This is a genomic window from Winogradskya consettensis (genome assembly GCF_018332715.1).
Classification (GTDB): domain Bacteria; phylum Actinomycetota; class Actinomycetes; order Mycobacteriales; family Micromonosporaceae; genus Actinoplanes; species Actinoplanes consettensis.
In genome coordinates, this window is sequence record NZ_BOQP01000005.1 from 1 (window position 1) to 14,562 (window position 14,562).

Below are 14,562 nucleotides of genomic sequence, written 5' to 3' on the forward strand. Positions count from 1 at the left end.
CAATTTAGTTGTGCACAACTAAATTGTGCACAACCTAAGCGGCCGGTAGCCGGCGGCGGGCCGGTAGCCGACGGCGGGTGGCCGGTAGCCGACGGCGGGTGGGCGGGTAGCCGACGGCGGGTGGGCGGGTAGCCGACGGCGGGTGGGCGGGTAGCCGGTAGTCGGCGGCGGGTAGCCGGTGGCGGGTAGCGGGTAGCCGGCGGCGGAGGGGACGCCGAAGGCCGGGACGCCGGGTCGCACACCACCAGCTCTCCGTCACCCCGCCCTCGCGGCATCGGACGAGACCGGGGCCGGGCAGCGCTCACCGAGGTGCGCCGTGGCGGATACCCAAGGTGACAGAATCGTTTATGCCTGGCCCCGGACCGAGCTCCCGCGCTCAGATGCAAGAGCCCGTCCGGCGGGAAGCAGAAGCGGGCTGGGCCGAGGAGAGCGAAGGCGTCGTGTGGGGCCGCGGATTTGTCCACAGAGGTCGAACCGACTTGGTGACGCCGCGTCACCTCCGTCGTGGGTATCAGCGGTAGGCGGTTTGTAAGGGTGTGAAGTTCGCCAGAAATTGCGTCAAGGCCTCAGGTAGCGCAACTTCTGGCGACATCGGCTGTCAACCGTGACCCAATCATGTCTGAGCACATCAGATATACCTTCCGAGCGACGTGACCATCCGTAACGACGCCAAAAGCCAAGGCCGGAATCCGTCCCACGAAGGGCACCTACGCAAGCAAAGGCGCCCGGCAGGGAAGCCCCAGCCGGGCGTCTTGCAGCAGAGCGGAGCCTGGCCGGCGTGACGTCAGGCGCGGGTCAGTTCCATCACCCAGTTGGTCTCCCAGGTGGCGCCGTCGTCGGTGGAGAAGGCCTGTTCCCAGCGGGCCGTCTCCACCGTGATGCCGGACCAGATGAAGCGCACCCGGACCGGCGTCCCGCCCTCCGTGTCGTCGCCGTAGAACGTGCCGACGCCGTCCGTGAACGTGCCCGTGATGGCTGGGAAGAGGCGGCCGGTGTCGCTGGTCGTCCAGTGCAGCGACCAATGGGACGCGGCGGGGTCCCAGAGTCGCAGGGTGAGACCTGAGGCTTCGCCCGGGCCGAAGGTGATCTCGTCGATGTTGGCGGCGCCGCCGAAGAGGGGGGTGATCAGGGCGGTGGAGGGGAATTCGTCCCAGTCCTCGCAGGCGGCGAGGCGTTCACGGAGGCGTCTGTTGTGGACGTGCCAGTTGCCGTGGAGGAAGTCGAAGTCGTGTTCCATCAGGCCAGCTTGTATTCCAGGGCATCGCCTGCACAATCCAGTGCCGTCTCGCAGGAGGCGCGGGTGGGGCCGGTTGCCACGGCGTACGCGATTCTGCCCCAGACCGTGCCCTTCGGTGGCGGCGAGACCACCGCGCCGACGGCCGCGATGGGAGCCGCGCGGGTGATCGACGGGGGTAGGGCTGCCTCCTGGAAGCCGATCGCGCCCAGGGTTGTGTCCTCCTCGTCGACGTAGAAGAAGCGGACGCCGGCGACCTGATGGCGGTCCGAGCCGAGCTCCAGGGGGAGGCCGCACGCGGCTTGGGCGGCGATTCTGCCCGGGTCGATGCCGGTGGACAGGAGGCCCAGGTATGGGATCAGGTCGCCGCCCAGGCGGCCGTTGACCTCGATCAGGGAGGGGCCGTCCGCGGTGAGCATGAACTCGGTGTGGGTCCAGCCGTCGCGGAAGCCGAGTGCGGTGTGGGCTTCCTGCAGAACAGAAGAGAAACGCTCGTCGCTGAGGAGAGGGTCGTGGGCGTCGACGAAATGGCCGACTTCTTCGGCGTACGGTGGGAATCCGACGACCTTGCGCCCGATGAAGAGTGGGGTGACGACGCCGGCCTGGATGACCGCGTCGACGCTGATCTCCTCGCCCGTCACACATTGCTCGACCAGGACCGGGTCGTCGGTGCTGTAGTGGACGGGGTCGGGTGCGGTGGTGTCGCGGGTGAAGGCGAACTGAGACCGTAGTTCGGCGGCGTTGTCGACGCGGACGACGCCGAGGCTGGCGCCGAGGCCGCGGGGTTTGAGGACCGCCGGGTAGCCGACGGATTCCGCGGCGGCGAGTGCGCCGGCTAGGTCGCGGACCGCCACCGAGCGGGGTTGGGCGACACCGGTGCCGGTCAGCGCCGCACGGGTCTGGGCCTTGTCTCGCAGGCGCCAGAGCACGTCCGGGTCGCCGTTGGGCAGGCCGAGTGCCTGGGCGATGAACGACGTGGCATGGATGCGGCCCTCGTCCCAGCACAGCACCCCGGCAAAGGGGGAGTCAGCTTGCAGGGGCAGGGCGGCGCGAGCCATGGCCGGGCCGTCGATGGTGCTGGGCAGGACCGTCCAGCCGGTGAGGTACTGCTTTTCCCAGGCCGGCTCGACGGTGTGGAACAGGTGGACGCGGAAGTTGCCGGCGATCGAGGCGAGCAGGTATTCGCGGAAGGGTTGCCAACCGCTGGCGACCAGCAGCAGCCGTGGACGTGAGTCGGTGTCCGTCATCAGGGTACCTTTCTCAGACCGCGAGGGTCTGTTCGCGGACGCGGTCGTCGGTGGTGACCGGGATGTGCCGGACCGTGCGGCGCAGCAGGACCGGGGCCATCAGCGAGGTCACGAGGGCGACCAGCACGATGACGGTGAACATGGCGGGGGTGAGGACGCCGAGCCGCAGCCCGACGGTGGCCACGATGATCTCGATGACCCCGCGGGCGTTCAGGCCGGCGCCGACCGCCAGGCCCTCCCAGTGGCTGAGGCGGGCGATGCGGGCGCCGACGTAGGCACCGACGAACTTGCCGCCGATCGCCACCGCGAGGACCACGAGCGCCACCAGCAGCACACCCGGCTCGGCGAGCAGGGTCAGGTTCATCTGGAGACCCACGGTGGCGAAGAACAGGGGTGCGAGAACGGCCAGGACGACCGTACGCAGCGGCACGAGCCGGCGATGGTTGAGCATTCCCGTCGAGCCGAGCAGCATCCCGCCCAAGAATGCGCCGACCACCGGTTCCATCTTCAGAGCGTGGGTGAGTGCCGCGAGCAGGACGACCACGACGACGCAGAACGCGGTGTCGAGGCCGGGCTCGTCGCGCCGATCGAGGTAGCGCAGCGCGGGGCGCAGCAACGCCCGGCCCAGGGTCAGCGACAGGCCGATCAGCGCGACGAGCAGCCCGACGGACAGCGCGAGGTCGGGGCCGTGCCAGCCGGTGGTCGCCATCGCGGACGCGACGGACAGCAGGAGCCAGCCGACGATGTCGTCGAGCACCGCGGCGCCGATGATGAGCTGGCCGATGTCGCGGTGCAGCAGTCGCATCTCCAGCAGTGTCTTGGCGATGACCGGGATCGCGCTGACCGCCATCGCGACGCCGAGGAACAGCGCGAAGACCGGGCGCTGCCCCGGATCGGCCAGCGCCGAACCGGGCAGCAGGGCACCGAGGGCCAGGCCGCCGGCGAGCGGGACGAGCAGGCCGCTGCCGCTGACCCAGAGCGCGGTGCCGGGGCGGCGGCGCAGCAGTGACAGGTCGAGCTGCGAGCCGGTGACGCCGACGAGCAGGAGTACGCCGATCTGCCCGACGGCGTCGACGAGATGCCGCTGCTCGCTGTCCTGGAGCATCAGCAGGTGCGACACCGATGGCGCGAGATTGCCGAGCAGGGACGGTCCGAGCAGCACGCCCGCGGTCAGCTCGCCGACCAGCGCCGGCATCCCGAGGCGCAGCGCGAGCCGGCCGAGCACCAGCGCGATCCCGAGCAGCAGCCCCACCTGCAGCAGGAAGAGCAGCAGTTGATGGGCGGCGAGCGGGGTGTACGAGGCCGACAGGTTCATGCCGCGTCGCCATCCCCAGCGTAGTACCACTTCTCCGGGTTGATCATGCCGAACGGGTTGACCTCGAAACCGCGCAGCCGCTCGTCGACCTCGAAGAGCCGGATCGGGAAGTTCGGCGTGAAGATCACCGGGACCTGCTCGGCGATGTAGTCCTGGTATTCGTAGAGCACGTCGAGGTCGTCGGAGGTGACCGTGCGCTCGATGAGCTCGTCGGCGCGGGCGTCGCTCCAGTGGCCGAAGTTGCCGCCGGCGCCCGTACCGAACAGGATCTCGCCGCTCGGGTGGTGGTAGGCCCACCCCCCGTTCCAGCAGCACATCTCCCACAGGCAGGGGCTGTCCGGGCCGGGCTCGCACGGCGCGTCCTCGGCGACGAGGACCGAGCCGTAGACCTCCTCGAGCCGGACGTCGATGCCGGCCAGCGCCGCGTCGCGCCGGAACGCCGTCATCAGCCGGGTCAGCGCCGGGCGGCCCTCGACGTAGCGCAGGAGCACGCTCATCGGGGTGCCGGCGGGGATGCCCGCGCCCGCCTGGCCGGGGCCGGTGCCCGGGTTCACGCAGATCGCCGGGAAGACCGAGGTGTCCCAGCCGTTGTCGTCGAGGAACTGCTTGGCGCGGGCCGGATCGAACGGCAAGGGCCACGCGCCTTCGCGTTGCCTCGGCGAGACGAGGTCGGTGACGGGCAGCATCGGGACAGGACCGTTCTGCCGGTACGCGTACCCGTGATAGATGTCGCGGACCGCCGAGTCCTGATCGAGGCAGCTCTGCAGTGCCCGCCGGAAGTACGGCTGGGCGAAGATCTTCCCGGCGACCGTCGGGTTGTTGTAGTTCAGGCAGAAGTAACGGATGCAGTACGCGACCTGCGGCACCATCCGGTAGTCGGGCGCGAGCGGGTTCGCGGCGCCGCTGGTCGGATCGTCGGTCGCCTCGGTCGTGAAGCTCAGCGGCAGATACCCGACCTGGATGCCCTTGTCGGCGGTGGGCCCTTTGCGCAACATCTCGTACTGCTCGTCGTCGGAGAACGTCGGCACCTGGCGGAACTCGTCGAGGTGCGGCTTGTCGGGCCCGGAGTACGCCTCGTTGGGCACGAACGTGACGACGCCTTCGAGCGTGTAGCTCTTCAACCGCCACGGCCCGCTGACGATGCTCCAGATCGGGCTGTCCGCCCACTTCGTCCGGTGCTCGTTGGTCTCCGAGATGATGTTGCCCTGGGCGGACATCAGGAAGTCGTAGACCGCGGGTACGTCGGCCACGTCCCCCGACGCGTTGGCCGGCCCGGCGTCGGTGCGGTCCCACGCGTGCGGCATCGGCGTGATCGTGCTGAGCTGGTTCATCAGCACCCACTTGCGCGAGTACACCTTGTCGAACGTGAAGTAGACGGTGTCCTCGGCCGTCTTGCCGTAGTCGACGAGGTTGTCGGGGAAGTATCCCGGGACGTACTCGCCGTACCTGTCTCCCTTGATCTTCATGAGGTTGACCCAGAAAAGGACGTTGTCGGCGCACAGGCTCTCGCCGTTCGACCACTTCCACGGCTTGACCCGGATCGTGACCGTGCGGCCGTCCTCGCTCCACTGCGGTGCCTCGCCGATGCTCTGGTCGTAGTCGACCTCGGGCGTGCCCCGGCTGCCGAAGTAGAACAGCGGCCGGTACATCAGCATCTGGAATTCGAGGATGTTGCGGGTGCCCATCCGCTCGGCCGGGGTGAACGGGAAGATCACCGCCGGCGGGAAGCCCGGGGCGCACGCCCACGTGACCGTCCCGCCCTTGCGGGGACTCGTCGGCGCGGTGCTGACCGCGGGCTTGTGGGCGGTCGTCATCGGATCTCCTCCAGCCAGGATTCGCCGCTGCCGGCGTTGGTCCCGTAGCGCTCCCACGTCTCGTGCAGCCGGACCCGGCCGTCGGGGAGCAGGTGCGGGGTGCTCCGGCAACTGCCGGAGACGATCTCGCCGTCGTCGAGGACCATGCTGTAGGCGAACCGCAGCGTGCCGTCCACCGCGCACGTCCCGGTCAGCGCGCCGCGCCGCGCGTGCCCGCCGAGGAAGTGACCCCAGAGCAGGTCACCCTCCTGGCGGTAGTACGCGACCCGGTTCTTCGCGTCGTCCTCCGCGGGCCGGAACCGCCGCCCGTCGTAGTCGATGGTGGTCATGACTCGCGCACCTCCAGGACGCAGCACTTGGCGCTGCCGCCCGCCTTGAGCAACTCGGAAAGGTCGATGCCGATGGGTACGAAGCCCCGCGCGGACAGCTCCCGTGCGAGGTGGACGGCCTGCGGGGCGAGCAGCACGTTGCGGCCGTCGGACACGGCGTTGAGCCCGAACACCTCCGCGTCCTGCTCGTCGGCCAGCACGGCGTCCGGGTAGAGCCGGCGCAGCACGTCCTGGCTGCGCGCGGAGAACGCCGCGGGGTAGTACATGATCTGGTCGTCGTCGAGCACGGCCAGCGCGGTGTCGAGGTGGTAGAACCGCGGGTCGACGAGGTGCAGGCCGATCACCTGGCGGTCCAGGACCCGGGCCGCCTCCTCGTGGGCGCGGGCGTCGGTGCGGAACCCGGTGCCGGCGAGGATCCGGTCACCGGCGGCGAGCAGGTCGCCCTCCCCCTCGTTGACGTGGTCCGCGTCGTGCACCGGGAAGCCGTGCGTGCGGAACCATTCCGCGTACGCGGGCCCCTCGGCGGCTCGTTGCGCATGGCGGAACCGCGCGCTGTACACGCGGCCGCCGACCACGGTGGCGCCGTTCGCGGCGAACACCATGTCGGGCAGGCCGGGCAGCGGATCGATCAGCTCGACGGTGTGACCGAGGCCGATCAGCAGGCTGCGCAGCCGTTCCCACTGGGCGAGGGCCAGCGCGCCGTCGGTGGGCTTGGCCGGTTCCATCCACGGGTTGATCGAGTAGGTGACGTCGAAATAGGTCGGCGGGCAGAGCAGGAAGCGCCGGGTACGGGCGGTCATCGGGCGAACCTCACGGTGATCCGGGACGCGAAGTCGTTCATCGTGTCGACTGCTTCGTCCATCGAGTCCCCGGTCGTGCCGAGGAACCCGAGGATCGTGTTGCCGTCGGGCGGGCGGCGGATCAGGTCACCCGGCCTGGCGGTGATCTTGAGGAGGAACACCCGCTCCGAGTCGCTGACCTCGGCCGGTACGTCGACGTGCTCGACGACTCCGGCATCGCTGATCAGGCACATCGCCGCGATGTGCGTACCCGTCGGCTGGTAGTGACGGACCTGGGGGTGCTGCCCGCGGGCGACATCGACCACCGCGTGGATCGGGTCGTAATCCGCGGAGATGCGGGCGATCATGTCCAGGCCACCGCCACCCACCCGGGCGGCGATCTCCAGCAGGTACGGCTCCCCGTCGTGGAACCGCACCTCGGCGTGCATGACGCTGCGCCGCAGACCCTGGGCGTGCGCACCGGCCCGGACAGCGCGGTGCACCTTCTCCAGCGTCACGTCGTCCAGCGTTGTCGGCGCGTGGTGCACGTCGTCGTCGAACGTCGCTCCCTCGGCGGTGATCCGGTCCACGACCGAGCCGAGATAGACCTCGTCGTCCCAGGCGAGCGCCTCGATCAGGTATTCCTTGCCCTCGAGGAACGACTCGACGAGCAGCCCCTGCGGGCCGAGGTCCAGGCCGGTCGGCTCCGAGGTGGCCCAGAACATCTTCGCGATGCCCTCGCTCGCCTGCTGGAAGCGCCGGCCCAGCTGCTCGGCGTCGTCGATGCGGAAGACGAAGTTGCTGCCCGCGCCCATCGTCGGCTTGAGGATGACCGGATAGCCGAACTCCTCGGCGGCGGCCAGCGCCTGCTTCTCGTCCTCGGCGTAGCGGAACCCGGGAATCGGCGCGCCGGCCCGTTCGTGGGCCTGACGCATGAGCAGCTTGTTACGGCTCTGCACGGCCGCCTGCACCGGGATGCCGGGCAGCCCGAGCGCGTCGGCGACGGCCGCCACGGTGATGACCGCGGACTCGGAGAACGTGATCACGCCGTCGAAGTGCTCCGTGGCGTGCCACTCCTTGGCGACGGCGATGATGTCGTCGATCTGCTGCGAACCGGCCACCCGGTAACGCTCGGCGGGCCAGAAGTCGTCGGTGCCCTGGCCGTTGAGCACGAACAGCTCGACACCGAGCTCCTCGACCTGCCGGTAACGCGAGATGTAGTACTGCAGGTACTGCAGGGTCTCCATCGCGAGCAGTTTCATGTCAGCTCCTCCCGGTGCCGTCGTGGTCGCCCGTCAGCGCGGGCAGCGTGAACACGGTGATCGACTCCGGCGGCTCGCTGTCGTCGAGCCGCAGCTCCACCCCCTGGCCCTCGGCCCGGGCCGCCACGTCGACGAGCAGCGGTGCCGCACCGGCGAGCAGGGCCCGGACCTCGAGCAACAGGTCGCCCAGGGCCACCGGGTCGTCCTTCAGGTCACCCGACGCGGCCCGCAGCCGGTCGAGCTGGTCCGCGACCATCGCGGCCGCCCGGCCCATGGAGAACGTCGCCAGCTCGTAGCAGCCGGCGAACCGTTTCGTGAGCACCTTGGCGCGCAACCGGCCGTTCTCCGTGGTCGGCAGCTCGGTGTCGACGACCTTGCCGGTGAGTACGGCCAGCTGGGCGGCCAGCTCGTTCCACGGCCGGATCAGCCGCGCGCCGGTGGTGGTGCGCAGTGCCGGGCGGGTGAACGTGGAGCGCTGGAACTCCGGTGCGGTCAGGGCCAGGTAGAAGCGGGCGACGTCACGCGGCACGCCGTCCAGCAGGTCCCGGGTCCACACCAGATGGTTGCGGCTCGTCGAGAACTTCTGCCCGTCGAGCTCGTAGAACTCGTTGCAGACGTTCGTGGCGGGTAGCGCGTACCGGTCGTCGTGGGCCATGAGCAGGGCCAGGTCGACGAGGCCCCAGTAGTAGACGTTGTCGTAGCCGTGGAAGTAGACGATCTCCGCGTCGCGGTCACGCCGCCAGAGGTCGTCGGTCTCGGCCGGGGCCGGGCCGCGCTGGGCCGGTTCGCGTTGGGCGACGACCCAGGCGCTGGCGTACATCACCGCGGGCATGGCCTCGATCCACGGGTAGATGCGCTGACCCGGGGTCTCGGCGAACGGCGCGGGCAGGCCCCAGTCGCCCGGCACGGTCACCGGGACGTCCGGCAACGGGCCGGCGAGCAGCTCCTGAATCAGCTGCCGGGCGTGCGGGCGCCACAGGTCACGGCGTTCGTCGTAGTACGCGCGGAGCCGCTCCCTGTACTCCTCCAGCGGCAGGACGAGCACCTCGTACTCGCGGTATTCGAACTCCGCGCCCGGGTCGAGGGCCGGCGCCGCGTCGAGGAGCTGGTCGAAGTGGTTCGGGTGCCCGCAGCCCTCGCAGACCCCGCCGGAGCTGCCCGCGAGACAGGCCGGGCAGGTGCCGCCGAGGAAACCGTCGAACAGCACCTGGCCCGTCGCGCGGGCCACCGGCATGCGTACCTTGCGCAGTCGCAGGCTGCCGTTGCGGTGCAGGCGCTCGACGAACGTCAGCACGGTCTCGCGGTAGCTCGCGCCGATCGGGGGCATCCCGTCGATGCCGATGCCGAGTGCCCGCATGGACGCGGCGATCGCGTCGGTCGAGGTGGCCCGCAGCGCCTCCGGGGACAGGCCCTGGCGCTGCGCGGTGGTCGAGACGTACGTCTGGCTGTCATCGGTGATCGTGGTGTAGACGACGTCGCGACCGGTCGCGGCCAGGTAGCGGGCGTAGACGTCACCCGACAGGTACGGGCCGGCCATGTGCCCGAGGTGCAGGTCGCCGTTGGACGTGGGGGTGGCCGCGACGATGATCGCGGGGCGCTGCGTCATTCCTTGACCGCCGCGTGCCGGTCGGCGAAGTTCTTGGCCAGCTCGGCGTCCCACCAGACCGAGTACATCTGGAAGTCGGCGTCGCTCTCGTTCACGACCTGGTGACGGAACTCCGGCTCGAAGTGCACGATGTCGCCGGCTACGAACGGCGTACGCCCCTGGTCCGTGATGATCGTGGCGGCACCGGTCATCGCGACCCAGATCTCGTACTCGTGGTGGCCGTGCGCACCGGAGACGGCGCCCGGCGAGACGACGCACCAGGAGCCCTCGAAGGGGGCGTTGAGCACTTCCCACGGCATGAGCCGCTGGGCCCGAAGGCCGTTGTCGGGCTTGAGGGCGTCGCGGTCGAGTTTGCGGATCTCCATGTCTGCCTCCGTGTGTCTCAGCGGGCCGCGAGTGCGGCGGCGCGGTGTTCGAGCAGGTCAGTGACGATTTCCTCGGATCGGGCGGCGAGGACGCTCAGCAGCGAGTCCGCGATGCCGTGGGTGGCCTCGTTGACGCCCTGCAGGTAGCAGCCGGCGGTCACCTCGGGCGGGACGTTCATCCGGTAGTTGCGGTCGACCGTGACGTCGCCGATGCCGAGCGCGGCGGCGAGGTCGTTGACCACCCGGGGCATCCCGCGGACGAAGCCGGTGCCGAGCAGCACGACGTCGCTGCGCAGCTCGCTGCGTTCCCCGTTCTTGCGGTCGACCAGGCTGAGGACGACCTCGTCGCCGTCCATCCGGGCGTCCGCGATCTCGGTCATCGTCACCATGCGCAGCCGCTGCGAACCGGTGAGCCGGCTCAGGTACATCTCGCGGTAGAGCGCGTCGAGGGTGCCCGGTGCGAGACCCGCGTAGTTGGTCCGGTGCATCTCGCGCAGCAGCTGCTCGCGGGCCTCGGGGCGGGCGGCGTGGAACTCGTCGATGAACGACGGGTAGTACAGCTCGTTGGTGAACTTGCTGCTCTCGTACGAGTTCAGCCCGATCGACCGCATGACCATCGTGCACTGCGCCCGGGGGAAGCGTTCGTGCGCGGCGACGAGCATCTCCGCCGCGCTCTGGGCACCTCCGATGACCGTCACACGGCGGACGGCCTGCGGGTCGAGGGACTCGACGCGGGTGGCGAACTCCGTGCTGTGCAGCACCCGTTCCCGGGGCAGAGCCGCGAACTCCGCCGGGATGTGCGCGTCGCGACCGGCGCCGAGCACGAGGTTGCGGCACAGGATGTTGCGGCCGTCGGCGAAGTGCGCCAGCCAGTGGGTGACGACACCGGAGTCGTCGGGCACGGGCTCGACGGAGGTGCAGCGCAGGCCGTACTCGAGGCGTACGTGCTCCAGGGACCGCGAGACCCAGGCGAGGTAGGCGGAGATCTCCAGCCGGTACGGCGTGAAGCTGCCGAGGTTGATGAACTCGTCCAGCCGCCCGGTCGCGTGCAGGAAGTTGACGAACGAGAACCGGCTGCGTGGGTTGCGGAGCGTCACCAGGTCCTTGAGGAACGACACCTGGCTCTGCGACCAGGGCAGCAGCATCCCGCGCTGCCAGACGACGTCGTCGTGCTGCTCCGCGATGAGGGTCTCGCCGGCGAACTCCTTGGGCGCCAGCTCCTCCAGGGCGATGGCCATCGCGAGGTTCGCGGGCCCGGCCCCGATGGCCAGTGTCTCGACTTCTTGATGCACGTCGCTCTCCCGTGGGGTCGTTGCGGTGGTGGTCCTCATGCCGGCGTCGCCGCGGTCACGAGCGCTGTCATGTCATCGACCGTGCGTGCGGCGTTGAACGCGGTGAGGTCGAGGCTCACGTGGAACCGGGCTTCGAGCTGTGCGAGGGCCTCCAGCGAGGTGAGGCTGTCCCAGTCGTGGGCGGCCAGGATCGGCTGCTCACGCAGGGCCGCGGCCGGCTCGTCGAGCACGCCGGCGAGGATCTCGGCGACGGTGGTGCCGGTTGTCGCTGCGGGGGTGGTCATGCATCGCTCCGTTCGCGAAGGGTGATCCAGCCGGGCAGGTCGCCCGGCTCGGTGGTCAGATCGAGCACGAACGAGCCGGGCTCCGCACCTGCGGCGAACCCCGCCGTGGTCCAGAAACCGGCCGCGACCCCGTTCTTCTTCGAGGCCACATAGCTGGCCTCGAGGCGGGTGGCACCGGCGGCGCGGGCCTGCCGGGCGAGCCAGCCGGCGATGGCCAGGTCGATGCCGCGGCCCAGCACCCGGCAGCTGAGCACCAGGTTCAGCACCCGCCACCGGTCGCCGTCGCGGTGCACCCAGGCGGCGCCGACGACACCCTCGTCGCCGAAGCGGTCGCTGACCTCGAACGTCGCCACGAGGTGGTCGGCCGACGTACTCATGGCCGTGGTGGTGGCCTGGTCGAAGCGCTCGCCGGTCAGGTTGAACTGATTGGTACGCGCCGCGAGCTGCGCGGCCCGCGCCACCGTGTATCCGGTGACGGGTGCCGGGGTCAGCCGCAGCCCGAGCGCCGTCAGATAGTCCTGTGAGGATCCGAAGCCGGTGGAGAAATCGCTGCGCAACGCCCGCGCCCGGTACAGCTGCGGCCGTTGCAGGTCGGTCTTCGTGAGATCAAGGACGTCGAACCATCCGGTACGCAGCAGCGTGCGCACCAGGTGGGCGGGGTCGCCGCTCGCGTCGAGCACCACGGTCCCGGGCAGCTCCGCGGTGACGTGGCCGCGCTCGAACGGCGAGTCGTCCAGGAAGACCATCGACTCCGTGGACAACCCGAGCGACTCGGCCGCGGCGCGCAGGTTCTCCGCCTTGGCCTTCCAGTTCACCGCGCGTACGGCGAACGCGTCCGCCCCGAGCACCATCTCCGGATGCCCGGCGAGCACCTCGTCGACCAGCGCCGCGTCGTTCTTGCTGGCGAGCACGAGGATGACCCCCTGCTCGCGCAGCCGCCGGACGCTGAGCTGCAACTGCTTGTACGCGTTACCCGGGTAGAGCCCGCCGAGCTCGATGCCCTCCGCCCCGGCCTCGCCGAGCACTCCGCCCCACAGCGTGTTGTCGAGGTCGAGGGCCAGCACCTTGCGGGACAGCCCGGCGCGGGCCTGGGCGGCGCGGCGTACCTCCCCGGCAAGCAGCAGCAGGGCGCCGTCGGTGTAGGGCAGGTCCGCGTAGCGGTGCAGCCGTTCGTCGCGGGCGGCGAACGGCGCGTCGGCGAGCAGTCCGACCAGATCGGCGGTCACCACCTGCGGATGTTCGCGGGCCAGGTCGAGCAGCCCCGCGTTGAGCCGCGTCCACAGCTGGGCGACCGCGGCCCGGTCCCGGAGGCTGACCAGCCCGTCGCGTACCTGGGCGGGCAGCGGCACGGTGTGCAGCACCACGGTCGCGGCCGTGCCGGCGAGGGCCGCCGCGACCAGCTCGCCCAGCTCGTGCAGGCGCCCCTCGACATGCGCGGCCAGGGCCGGGACGTCGGTGGGTGACCAGTCGGCGGGCAGGAAGAACGACTCGTCCATCAGCAGCGACACCAGGTCGGGGTCGGCGCCCGTCGTGAACCGGCCCGAGGCCAGCGTGATCTCGAACGTGCCGTACTCGCCCGGGTCGATCGCCGGCCACATCCCCGCGCCGACCAGTGCCGACGTGAGCAGGTCCCGGTACGGCCCGACCGTGCTCGTCGCGAGCACCGCCACGGTCACCTGGCGCAGATCGGGGTCGGCGGGAAGCTTCCGCAGCTGTTTGCCGGCCTTGCGCAACAGCACGGGATCGGTCGACTCCAGCAGCGTCTGCCGGCTCGGTACGTTCCCGGCGGCCATCAGACCCGCACCAGCGTGCAGTACCAGCGCATGCCGATCGACGTCCCGGTCAGCGCGACGACGTCACCCTCGTGCAGCTCGCCGCGGGTCAGCTGCTCGCCGAGCGAGGTCAGCTGGTCCGCCGCCCCCATGTGGCTGTGCAGGGGCGAGATCGCCGCGTTCGTCCGCTCGACCGGCAACCCGAGCGGCTGCACCAGTTCCTCGATCGCCTCCGGGCTGTCGTTGATGTAGATGACGTGCGCGACGTCGCTGCGGTCCAGGCCGGCCCGCTTGCACGCACCGTCGATGACGTCGAGCAGGCGGGAGTTCAGCAGCTCGCCGAACGCGCGCAGCCGGGCCGGGTTCTTGGCGAAGTGGGCCTGCACCCGTACGTGCCCGGGGTCGGCCGTCCTGCTCGACCACCCCTGCGGGGCGACCGGGGCGACGCTGCCGCCGTAGTCGGTCCGGAACCAGTCACTCAGCTCCGGATCGGTGAACTGCTCGGTCGCCAGCCACCGCAGCGTCGGGTGATCGCGGCGCAGCACCGTGGCGACCGCGCCGTCGCTGTGCACCGCGTTGTTCACGGTCATCCGGTTGCGGTGGAACTCGCTGACCCGGTTGACCGCGACGAACAGCACCCGGTCGAGCTCCGGCTGCACGGCCATCAGCCCCGCGACCAGCCCGAGACCCGTGACACCCGAGGCGCACCCCTCGGTGAGCAGCAGGGTCTGCACCTTGGTGATGCCCAGCTCGCGGGCCAGGGCGGCGCTCGCGTCCCAGTTCGGGTACTCGGGAACCTCCGAGGCCGCGAGGACGACCAGGTCGAGCTCGCTCGCCGCCACCCCGGTGGTCGCCAGTGCGTCGGCGGCGGCGCGGGCGGCGAGTCCTACCGCGGTGACGCCGTCCGGTGCGCGGTGGAAGGTGTCGAACCCCCAGCGAATGATGCGCTCCGGATCGGACACGTAGTCGGCGGCACTGAGACGTACGTCCTTGTCGTCACCGAACGCGTATCCGAATCCGGTGATGCCGAATGTCGTCGGCCGTTCTGCCATCGAAGCTCCTCGACTTAAACCATTGGCGTTTTTCGGTGCCGAGAGCGTTTCTAACGGGGTTTTCCGTTGATGGACAACGGATCTGCGGTCATGTCAGCGTCGTTCGCAGCAGCCGTCATCGAATTCGCCGTACGACCGGTAATCGATTTCCGGGCGCCCGGAAATCATCATTTGGCTGACCCGTGCGGCATCGACTGCGCCGCGTCGCGTC

General features: G+C 70.1%; 13 protein-coding genes. All 13 read right to left on the reverse strand.

The window, feature by feature from the left end; translation table 11 throughout:
• Window positions 1–784: 784 nt before the first annotated feature.
• Genes Aco04nite_RS05220 through Aco04nite_RS05280 form a run of 13 tightly spaced genes read right to left on the reverse strand, consistent with a single transcriptional unit; the run spans window position 785 to window position 14,351 of the window.
• On the reverse strand, window positions 785–1,237 hold the full coding sequence (locus Aco04nite_RS05220; protein ID WP_212996041.1) for a hypothetical protein: 453 nt from the start codon (window positions 1,235–1,237) through the stop codon (window positions 785–787).
• The gene (locus Aco04nite_RS05225) at window positions 1,237–2,481 is read right to left on the reverse strand and encodes an ATP-grasp domain-containing protein (protein ID WP_212996042.1); all 1,245 of its coding nucleotides are present in this window, start codon (window positions 2,479–2,481) and stop codon (window positions 1,237–1,239) included. Before Aco04nite_RS05225 ends, Aco04nite_RS05220 begins: the two co-directional genes overlap by 1 nt.
• 13 nt (window positions 2,482–2,494) lie before the next feature.
• Complete coding sequence (locus Aco04nite_RS05230) at window positions 2,495–3,796, reverse strand: cation:proton antiporter (RefSeq protein WP_212996043.1); 1,302 nt, start codon at window positions 3,794–3,796, stop codon at window positions 2,495–2,497.
• Window positions 3,793–5,610, reverse strand: coding sequence for an ABC transporter substrate-binding protein (locus Aco04nite_RS05235; protein ID WP_212996044.1), 1,818 nt, complete (start codon window positions 5,608–5,610; stop codon window positions 3,793–3,795). Before Aco04nite_RS05235 ends, Aco04nite_RS05230 begins: the two co-directional genes overlap by 4 nt.
• Window positions 5,607–5,939, reverse strand: coding sequence for an avidin-fold protein (locus Aco04nite_RS05240; protein WP_212996045.1), 333 nt, complete (start codon window positions 5,937–5,939; stop codon window positions 5,607–5,609). Before Aco04nite_RS05240 ends, Aco04nite_RS05235 begins: the two co-directional genes overlap by 4 nt.
• Window positions 5,936–6,739: a dimethylargininase gene (gene ddaH, locus Aco04nite_RS05245; protein WP_212996046.1), complete on the reverse strand. Its 804-nt coding sequence runs from the start codon at window positions 6,737–6,739 to the stop codon at window positions 5,936–5,938. The genes Aco04nite_RS05240 and ddaH overlap by 4 nt, the downstream gene beginning before the upstream one ends.
• A complete protein-coding gene (locus Aco04nite_RS05250; protein ID WP_212996047.1) occupies window positions 6,736–7,980 on the reverse strand; it encodes an ATP-grasp domain-containing protein in 1,245 nt (414 codons plus the stop codon). The genes ddaH and Aco04nite_RS05250 overlap by 4 nt, the downstream gene beginning before the upstream one ends.
• Before the next feature lies 1 nt (window position 7,981).
• Window positions 7,982–9,586 carry a class I tRNA ligase family protein gene (locus Aco04nite_RS05255; RefSeq protein WP_212996048.1) on the reverse strand — a complete coding sequence of 535 codons (1,605 nt, stop codon included), beginning with the start codon at window positions 9,584–9,586 and terminating at the stop codon, window positions 7,982–7,984.
• On the reverse strand, window positions 9,583–9,951 hold the full coding sequence (locus tag Aco04nite_RS05260; RefSeq protein WP_212996049.1) for a cupin domain-containing protein: 369 nt from the start codon (window positions 9,949–9,951) through the stop codon (window positions 9,583–9,585). The genes Aco04nite_RS05255 and Aco04nite_RS05260 overlap by 4 nt, the downstream gene beginning before the upstream one ends.
• 17 nt (window positions 9,952–9,968) lie before the next feature.
• A complete protein-coding gene (locus Aco04nite_RS05265) occupies window positions 9,969–11,243 on the reverse strand; it encodes a lysine N(6)-hydroxylase/L-ornithine N(5)-oxygenase family protein (RefSeq protein ID WP_244875766.1) in 1,275 nt (424 codons plus the stop codon).
• 35 nt (window positions 11,244–11,278) lie between these two features.
• Window positions 11,279–11,527, reverse strand: a complete 249-nt coding sequence (locus Aco04nite_RS05270) for an acyl carrier protein (RefSeq protein WP_212996051.1) — start codon at window positions 11,525–11,527, stop codon at window positions 11,279–11,281.
• Window positions 11,524–13,320, reverse strand: a complete 1,797-nt coding sequence (locus Aco04nite_RS05275; protein ID WP_212996052.1) for an HAD-IIIC family phosphatase — start codon at window positions 13,318–13,320, stop codon at window positions 11,524–11,526. Before Aco04nite_RS05275 ends, Aco04nite_RS05270 begins: the two co-directional genes overlap by 4 nt.
• Complete coding sequence (locus Aco04nite_RS05280) at window positions 13,320–14,351, reverse strand: 3-oxoacyl-[acyl-carrier-protein] synthase III C-terminal domain-containing protein (protein WP_212996053.1); 1,032 nt, start codon at window positions 14,349–14,351, stop codon at window positions 13,320–13,322. The genes Aco04nite_RS05275 and Aco04nite_RS05280 overlap by 1 nt, the downstream gene beginning before the upstream one ends.
• Between the last annotated feature and the right edge of the window lie 211 nt (window positions 14,352–14,562).